Annotated in this window: 6 protein-coding genes and 2 pseudogenes; 6 read left to right on the top strand and 2 right to left on the bottom strand. The window is 64.3% G+C overall.

Features of this window, described 5'->3' with window-relative positions; genetic code table 11:
* From VGP60_RS39560 to VGP60_RS39540, 5 genes and pseudogenes are all read left to right on the top strand, one after another.
* Positions 1 to 200 (top strand): annotated as a pseudogene (locus VGP60_RS39560) (cell division protein FtsK); the annotation flags it as partial.
* Positions 197 to 583, top strand: a complete 387-nt coding sequence (locus VGP60_RS39555) for a hypothetical protein (protein WP_327553354.1) — start codon at positions 197 to 199, stop codon at positions 581 to 583. The pseudogene VGP60_RS39560 and the gene VGP60_RS39555, both read left to right, overlap by 4 nt.
* Positions 584 to 615: 32 nt before the next feature.
* Entirely contained in the window at positions 616 to 2,202 is a 1,587-nt protein-coding gene (locus VGP60_RS39550) for a replication initiator (RefSeq protein ID WP_327553355.1), read from the top strand.
* Positions 2,203 to 2,249: 47 nt separating this feature from the next.
* Entirely contained in the window at positions 2,250 to 2,438 is a 189-nt protein-coding gene (locus tag VGP60_RS39545) for a helix-turn-helix domain-containing protein (RefSeq protein ID WP_327553353.1), read from the top strand.
* Between the two features lie 18 nt (positions 2,439 to 2,456).
* Positions 2,457 to 3,845: a tyrosine-type recombinase/integrase gene (locus tag VGP60_RS39540; RefSeq protein ID WP_327553352.1), complete on the top strand. Its 1,389-nt coding sequence runs from the start codon at positions 2,457 to 2,459 to the stop codon at positions 3,843 to 3,845.
* An 82-nt stretch (positions 3,846 to 3,927) separates the two neighbouring features.
* Here the strand turns inward: VGP60_RS39540 and VGP60_RS39535 are convergent.
* Positions 3,928 to 4,893 (bottom strand): annotated as a pseudogene (locus VGP60_RS39535) (dihydroxy-acid dehydratase); the annotation flags it as partial.
* A 112-nt stretch (positions 4,894 to 5,005) separates the two neighbouring features.
* Here VGP60_RS39535 and VGP60_RS39530 point away from each other — a divergent pair.
* Positions 5,006 to 5,662 carry a GntR family transcriptional regulator gene (locus VGP60_RS39530; protein WP_327553351.1) on the top strand — a complete coding sequence of 219 codons (657 nt, stop codon included), beginning with the start codon at positions 5,006 to 5,008 and terminating at the stop codon, positions 5,660 to 5,662.
* Between the two features lie 76 nt (positions 5,663 to 5,738).
* Here VGP60_RS39530 and VGP60_RS39525 read toward each other — a convergent pair whose 3' ends face one another.
* A complete protein-coding gene (locus tag VGP60_RS39525) occupies positions 5,739 to 6,593 on the bottom strand; it encodes a chitosanase (RefSeq protein ID WP_327553350.1) in 855 nt (284 codons plus the stop codon).
* Positions 6,594 to 7,126: the final 533 nt, after the last annotated feature.

Here is a 7,126-nt window from a genome sequence, read left to right as displayed (position 1 = left end):
CGTGGGCGAACCGGATCGGTGATTCCGAAGCCGGTGTCGGCTACGCGTGGGGTGAGGGCATCCGGGAGCCGTTGCGGATCCGGGCGGGCTGGGTCGCGGACGAGACAGTGAAGAAACTGGAGGACTACGTCACGAACGGTGGTGTGCGGGTCGTCAACCTGGCGGCACGTCGCGGCGATGCTGAGGGGGTGGCGGCATGAATCCGCTGATGACGTTCCTGGACACGATCCGCGATCACCTGGACCTGTATGACCTTCCGCCGGTGGCTGCGGTGGATGTCACGACGGGCTACAAGCCGGTGACGGTGATGTTGGAGGCGTTCGATCTTCCGGCCGTGGCCAGTGGATTGCTGGCGTGGGCGGACACCCTCGACCAGGTGACGGCGTCGTTGTGGCGGGTGTCGGACAGGCCCTCGGTGCACCTGTCCATCACGGGCCGCATGGCCTCTGGTGTCCCGGTGCGGGTGTGGAGCGCGGTCGCGTTCTCCGAGGCGATCTTCCCGGACTTGCCTTCGGGATCGCGACAGGAGATGCCCGTCTTCGTGCTGCGGGTGTGGGCTGATCTGGGGGAGGTGGCGGCGTGAGTAGCCCTGAGTCTGCGACGCGTGCCGGCCGAATGAGGCAGGCCCTCGCCGCTGATGTCGTCAAGGCGACGGCGGAGAAGTACGGGGTGTGTGTCCGGCCGTTCACGATGGAGGTCGGCGACCGGGACACCGGGGAACTGCGGTACGTCCCGGTGCCGTGCGGGTCCACAGTGGAATCCGTCTGTCTGTCGTGTGCGCGCAAGGCGAAGGCGCTGCGGCAGGCCCAGTGCCGTGAAGGGTGGCACATGACCGAAGAGCCGGACCTCACCCCCGACGCGCCGACGGACGCGCACACGGAGTTGATGACACTGCGGGCGGACCTGGTCCAGCTCTACCGCGACGTCACCAGCGCGGGCGACCAGGTGGAGGCCGAAGAGTTGCGTGCCGAGATCGTCTCGGTGGACGACGAACTTCGGCAACTCGGGATGCGGGGCCGTCTGCCCTCGATCGACCTGCCGACGAAGAAGGTGGTGAAACGCTCGACGAAACGGCGGCAGGACGCGCCGAACCTGCCCACACGGAAGGTCACCAAGGCCACGGTAGGACGCGAGTACGCGGGGAAGTTCCGGCCGTCAATGTTCGTCACGTTGACCTGTGACACCTACGGGCGGGTGCGTGGGGACGGCTCGCCGGTGGACCCGTCGACCTATGACTACCGGCGGGCAGCTCGCGACGCGGTGCACTTCTCGGCGTTGATTGACCGGTGGTATCAGAACATGCGCCGGGTCGTCGGCTGGGACGCGCAGTACTTCGCGACCGTGGAACCGCAGAAGCGGGCGGCACCGCATTTGCACACCGCTATCCGGGGTTCCATCTCGCATGATGTGATCAGGATGGTCACTGCGGCTACCTATCACCAGGTGTGGTGGCCCAACCACGACCAGGTGGTCTACGTCGACCGGATGCCGTTGTGGGACATGGGATCCCGCGCGTTCGTCGACCCGGAAACCCGGGAGCCGCTGACGTCGTGGGAGGACGCGGTGGACCAGGTCGAGCACCCCGCCCACGTCGTGACCTTCGGGGAGCAGGTGCACTCGAAGGGGATCTTGGGCGGCACGGAGGAATCTGGGCGGCACATCGGGTACCTGACGAAGTACCTCACCAAGTCCACCGGTGAGGTCGTGGAGGCGTCGACGGCTCGGCAGGCTGATCACCATGACCGGCTGCACGCGGAGTTGTCGGTGACGCCGTGTTCGCCTCGGTGCGCGGTGTGGCTGCTCTACGGCGTGGAACCCAAGGGCGCCAACGGGAAGATGTCTCCGGGGCGTTGTAAGGGGCGTGCTCATCGCCGGGCGACGCTCGGGCTGCCAGGGCGGCGGGTGCTGGTGTCGCGCAAGTGGTCGGGCAAGACGCTGGTGGACCACAAGGCGGACCGGAAGGCGTTCGTGAAGCAAGCGCTCGCGGTCGTCGGGATCGAGAAACCGGAACCGGACACGTCGCGGTTGCTGTGGCGCAAGGTGGAATCCAACGATCCGAGCGTGCCACCCCGCGACCAGCTGGTCATGCGGGCGATCGCGGAACGGATCACGTGGAAAGCCGAGTACGACAGGGCGTTGCTGGCAGCTGCGGGACCACCTGGCGGTGTTCCGGAAACTTCGGCAACTCGGGATGCTGCTTGATCGCACAGGGGGAAGGGGATGGGGAGATGGGCACGCGGGCGCGGTTGGTGAGTGTGGAAGCTCTGTGGACGCCGGATGATCTGGCGGTGTTCCTGGGGATTCCTGAGAAGACGTTGCGGGACTGGCGAAGCAAGAACTATGGGCCGGAGTGGGTGAAGATGGGCAAGCACGTGCGGTACAACCCTGAGACGGTCCGGGCCTGGGTCGAGGACCTTGCAAGTCCTGGGGCGGCATAGATGCCGGGCGTCGTAATCGTGGCGATTCTGCTCGCCTCCGCTGCACTGGCGGGGGTGGGCATTTCCGCGTTGGTCGTCCTGCCAGGTGTGCTGCGATCGACGCACTGGATTCTTTCGGCAACCACAAGGAGAGGCAGAGCAATGGCGCATATTCAGGATCTCTGGTATCAGGACAAGAAGGATCCCGTGACTGGGAAGGTCATGCTGGACTCGGAAGGGGAGGCTGTTCGGGAGAAAAGCGCTTTGTTCGGTAAGGGGCTGCGGTACAAGGTCCGTTACCTCGACCCGGACAAAGTCGAACGGTCCAAGAGCTTCCCGGACAAGCAATTGGGGCAGGCAAAGAAGTATCGAACCAAGATAGAGAATGACATGTATGCCGGGACGTACGCGAAGCCTGACGCGGGCAAGATCGCGTTCAAGGAGTACGCGCAAACTGTGCTTGCCGGGCGTTCGCAAGACGAGTCCACTGTGTACGTCGAGCGGTCGCGGATGGAGAATCAGGCATACCCGTTCCTCGGCAAGAAGCTCTTGTCGTCGCTCCAGACGCCCGATCTCATCCGAAAGTGGCTGGCGTGGATGAACTCCCACGAACCGCAGGTGTCGGCGGCATATCAGCGAATCGTCTTTGACCTGGTGTCCTCGATCCTCGACGCTGCGGTGGCGGACGGCCGAGTCAAGGTCAACCCGTGCCGGGACAAGTCGATTCAGGCCCCGAAGCCGATCAAGCGGAAGATCACCCCGTGGGCGGATGCGCGGTTGCGACGGATTGAGTTGGCGCTCCCGGCGCGGTTTAAGCCTTGCATTCCGCTCGGGGCGGGGCTGGGATTGAGGCAAGGGGAGATCTTCGCGTTCAGCCTCGACAATGTCGATCGCGACGAGATGGTTTACCACTGCACGCGGCAGATGGTCACCGTGGGCACCAAGCGGAGCTTCAAGCTCCCCAAGGGACACAAAACCCGCGTGATTCCGCTCGGGCGTGGCGTACTGGATGATCTCGACGCCTACGCCGAGCTGTACCCGCCGGTGGCGATCACGCTGCCGTGGGCCGAGCGCGACGGCCGCGCCACGGAGACGATCAACGTGTTGATGGTCAATGACGCTGGTGATCTTTACACTCGGACTTCGTTCAACTATGCGGTCTGGAAGGCCGCGTTCACCCGCGCTGGATTGACCTACGGCGACAGAGACGACGGCATGCACGCACTGCGGCACCTGTTCGCGTCGTCGTTACTGGAACGGGCGGTGACGATCAAGGAGCTGGCGGCCTACCTCGGGCACTCCGATGAGGGCTTCACGCTCAAGACGTACACCCACCTCATGCCGTCCAGCCACGATCGTGCCCGCACAGCTATCGATGACCTCTTCAAGCCGCGCCCCACTGCCCGCAAGAGCGAAGACACGGCCTGACGGCCTGATGACGGCCTGACCCCCTGAGGAGACCCAAAATGACCCAACAATCGCCAGGTCAAGCCACATTTTGTGCTCTGATGTCCTCCATCAGGTACGCGCCGCCGGGACGGATGTTGGCGAGCACCGGGACGCGCCGCGCGAGGACGTCGAAATCGTCCAGGGTGAGCGCGATCCCGCTGCGCCCGGCCATCGCGATGAGGTGGATGACGGCGTTGGTCGAGCCGCCGAGGGCAAGCACGGTGGTGATGGCGTCGGCGTACGCGCGCTCGTCGAGGATCTTGCCGATCGTCAGGTCCTCCCAGACCATGCCGACCACGCGCGCGCCGCTGGCCGCGGCCATCCGGTGGTGCGCCGAATCGACGGCCGGGATCGAGGACGCGCCGGGCAGCGTCAGCCCGAGCACTTCGGCGGCCGAGGTCATGGTCGACGCGGTGCCCATCGTCATGCAGGTGCCGGGGGAGCGGGCCAGGCCGCGTTCGAGTTCGGACAGCTCCGCGTCGCCGATCAGGCCGGCGCGTTTGTCGTCCCAGTACTTCCACATGTCCGTGCCGCTGCCGAGGACTTCGTCGCGCCAATGCCCGCGGAGCATCGGCCCGGCGGGGACGTAGATCGACGGCAACCCCGCGCTGGTGGCGCCCATGATCAAGGCCGGGGTCGTCTTGTCGCAGCCGCCCATCAGGACGGCGCCGTCGATCGGGTACGAGCGGAGGATCTCCTCGGTCTCCATCGCGAGGAGATTGCGGTAGAGCATCGGCGTCGGCTTCTGGAAGGTCTCCGAGAGCGTCGAAACCGGGAATTCGAGGGGGAAGCCGCCCGCCTGCCAGACCCCGCGCTTGACCTGTTCCGCGCGTTCACGCAAATGCATGTGACACGGATTGATATCGCTCCACGTGTTGAGCACCGCGATGACGGGTTTGCCTAGATGCTCTTCGGGGTTGTATCCGAGCTGCCTGGTCCGGGCGCGGTGGCTGAAGTCGCGGAGCTCGTCGCCGCCGAACCAGCGGTGACTGCGTAGCTGTTCCGGCCGCACGTTTTTCGGTGTCATGGGCATGACCTCAAGTATGACATCTGATATATGATTTGGCCGTACAATGCTTACAGGCCGGGTGCCAGTAGATTTGGCACTATCTGCGAAAGCCTGCCGATGCGGAGACAAGATGCCAGGTACGTTCAGCTTGCCAGCCTCGCGCACCGAAGTGGTGCTCGAGGAGATCCGCCGTGGCATCCTCACCAGGGAACTTCTACCAGGACAACCCCTGGTCGAGGCCGAGTTGGCCCAGCGGCTGGGCGTCTCGAAGACGCCGGTGCGCGAGGCGCTCAAGGTGTTGTCCAACTCGGGACTCGTGACGTTCAGCCCGTACAAGGGCGCTTCGGTGTGCGTGGTCGACGCCGCGCTGGCGCAGTCGGTCTACGACGTCCGGCTCGTTTTGGAGCCCGAGGCGGTACGCCGGACGGTGGAACTTCGCGATCCCGCGCTGCTCGAAGACGCGGCCGACGCGCTCAAGGAAGCGTCGGCGGCCATCGCGGACCGGGACCAGGCCGAGCTGAGTCTGCTGAACCGCCGGTTCCATCGCGCGCTTTACCGCGGCTGCGGGAATCCGTTGCTGGTGAACATCCTCGATGACCTCAAAGACCGGGCCGCGCTCATCAGCATCGTCGGCTGGGAGGCGAACCCGAGCTGGCGCCGGGAGTGGACCGAGCACAAGGCGATCCTGGCCGCGGCGAAGAAGGGTGACGCCGAGGGCGCGGCCGATCTGCTACGGCAGCACATCGCGGAGTTCCTCGAGCGGATCGTCGAGGCGATCAGCGAATAGTTTCCGTCCCCAACGCTATGAACGGACCTTTCCTTGCGTGGTTCGCGAGGAAAGGTCCGTTCATAGCGGTGAGGGACTAGTTGATCTCGAAAGAGTCGCCGTAGACCTTCCACTTGAGCGGGGTGTGGAGGTCGAGGTTGCCCGCCTTGAGGAAGACGCGCTGCGCGGTGTCGATGCGCGAGGTGTCGGCGTGGGCTTCTTCCTGCTTCATGATCACGATGCGGGCGTCCATGAAGGCGTTGAGGTACGTGGTCTCGTTGCCGCCCTGTGACGGGGGCTTGGCCTTCTTGATGGCCGCCGCGCGGATGCCGCCGAAGCTGTCGGAAGAGTTGCCGGGACCGTGCATCACGATGGCGTCGTAGTAGACGAACTGGCCGAGCGCGCCGAGGCCATCCGACTTGGCCTGGTTGACCGACGGGTTGAAGTAGACGCGGTCACGCTCGCTGTTCTGGGCGTTCTTGAACGCGGTCGTGCCCGCGGCGGACTTCCAGGCGGACTCGAAACCGCTGCCGAGGCCGGCGTGCGAGTCGGTGCCGTCGACGTTGCGCAGCGCGGGAAGGTACTTGGCCAGCGGGTTGCCGGGGTTGGCGCTGGTGTACCGCTCGACGAGTTCGAGCATGTCGCCGGTGCCCGAACAGAAGCCGATGATGCCGGCGGTGTAGCCGCGGCCGTCGCCGATGTCCTCGATGTAGGAGTACTGCGCTTTCCAGTCCAGCGACGAGTTTTCCGCGCTGGAGACCAGTTGCATCGCGTATTCCTTCTTCTCCGGCGACGCCAGGTCACCACCGGAGGCGTTGATCGAGAAGGCGGAAGCCGGACCGGCTGGGGCCACTGCCGACGAAGCGACTGCGGGAGTCGCGACGGCGAGTGCCAGTACCGAGGCGACACCGACGCCACAACGGAGGACGGGCCCCATTTTGCGGTTGCTCATTACGAGAGTTTCCTTTCGCGCTGAATAGGTCAAAAAGTGGCTACTGGTTTCCCTATTGGACCTGGCCCTATTTCACAATTTCGCGGATACGCCGGAGTGATTTCCGGCATCCCGCGTGGCGGCGATGTGAGCACGGTATCCAAGCGCGAAAGAACATTCAAGAGAGTTTGGCAGGTTATTTTACGAATGCAGGAAAATTCTTGGCGAAGTACCGGTGCATACCGCTGACCAGGCACTTGCCGCAAGTGTTGATCGATACAGACGGCAGGGCTGTGCAAAATAGGTAATTTTCGGGCCGCCGTTTACCCTATTTACCTGTCCGGTTTTGTCGGTTGAATGGTTTCTTTGCCGAAACCTGAATGGTGTCAATTCGGACAGTTGATCTTGTCAAGGATGGGCGCCGGCGAACAGGCGGATGACGTCGGACAGCACGTTCACCGGAATGCTCGGATCGCCAGTTCGTGACGGATCTCGGGGCCCAGCGTGGCTCGTGAGTGGCTACGAGTGTTAGAACACTCGTAGCCACTCACGAG

This window comes from Amycolatopsis sp. (assembly GCF_036008905.1).
Taxonomy (GTDB): domain Bacteria; phylum Actinomycetota; class Actinomycetes; order Mycobacteriales; family Pseudonocardiaceae; genus Amycolatopsis.
The sequence above is the reverse complement of the archived record's forward strand: the minus strand, read 5'-3'. Positions and strand labels throughout refer to the sequence as shown.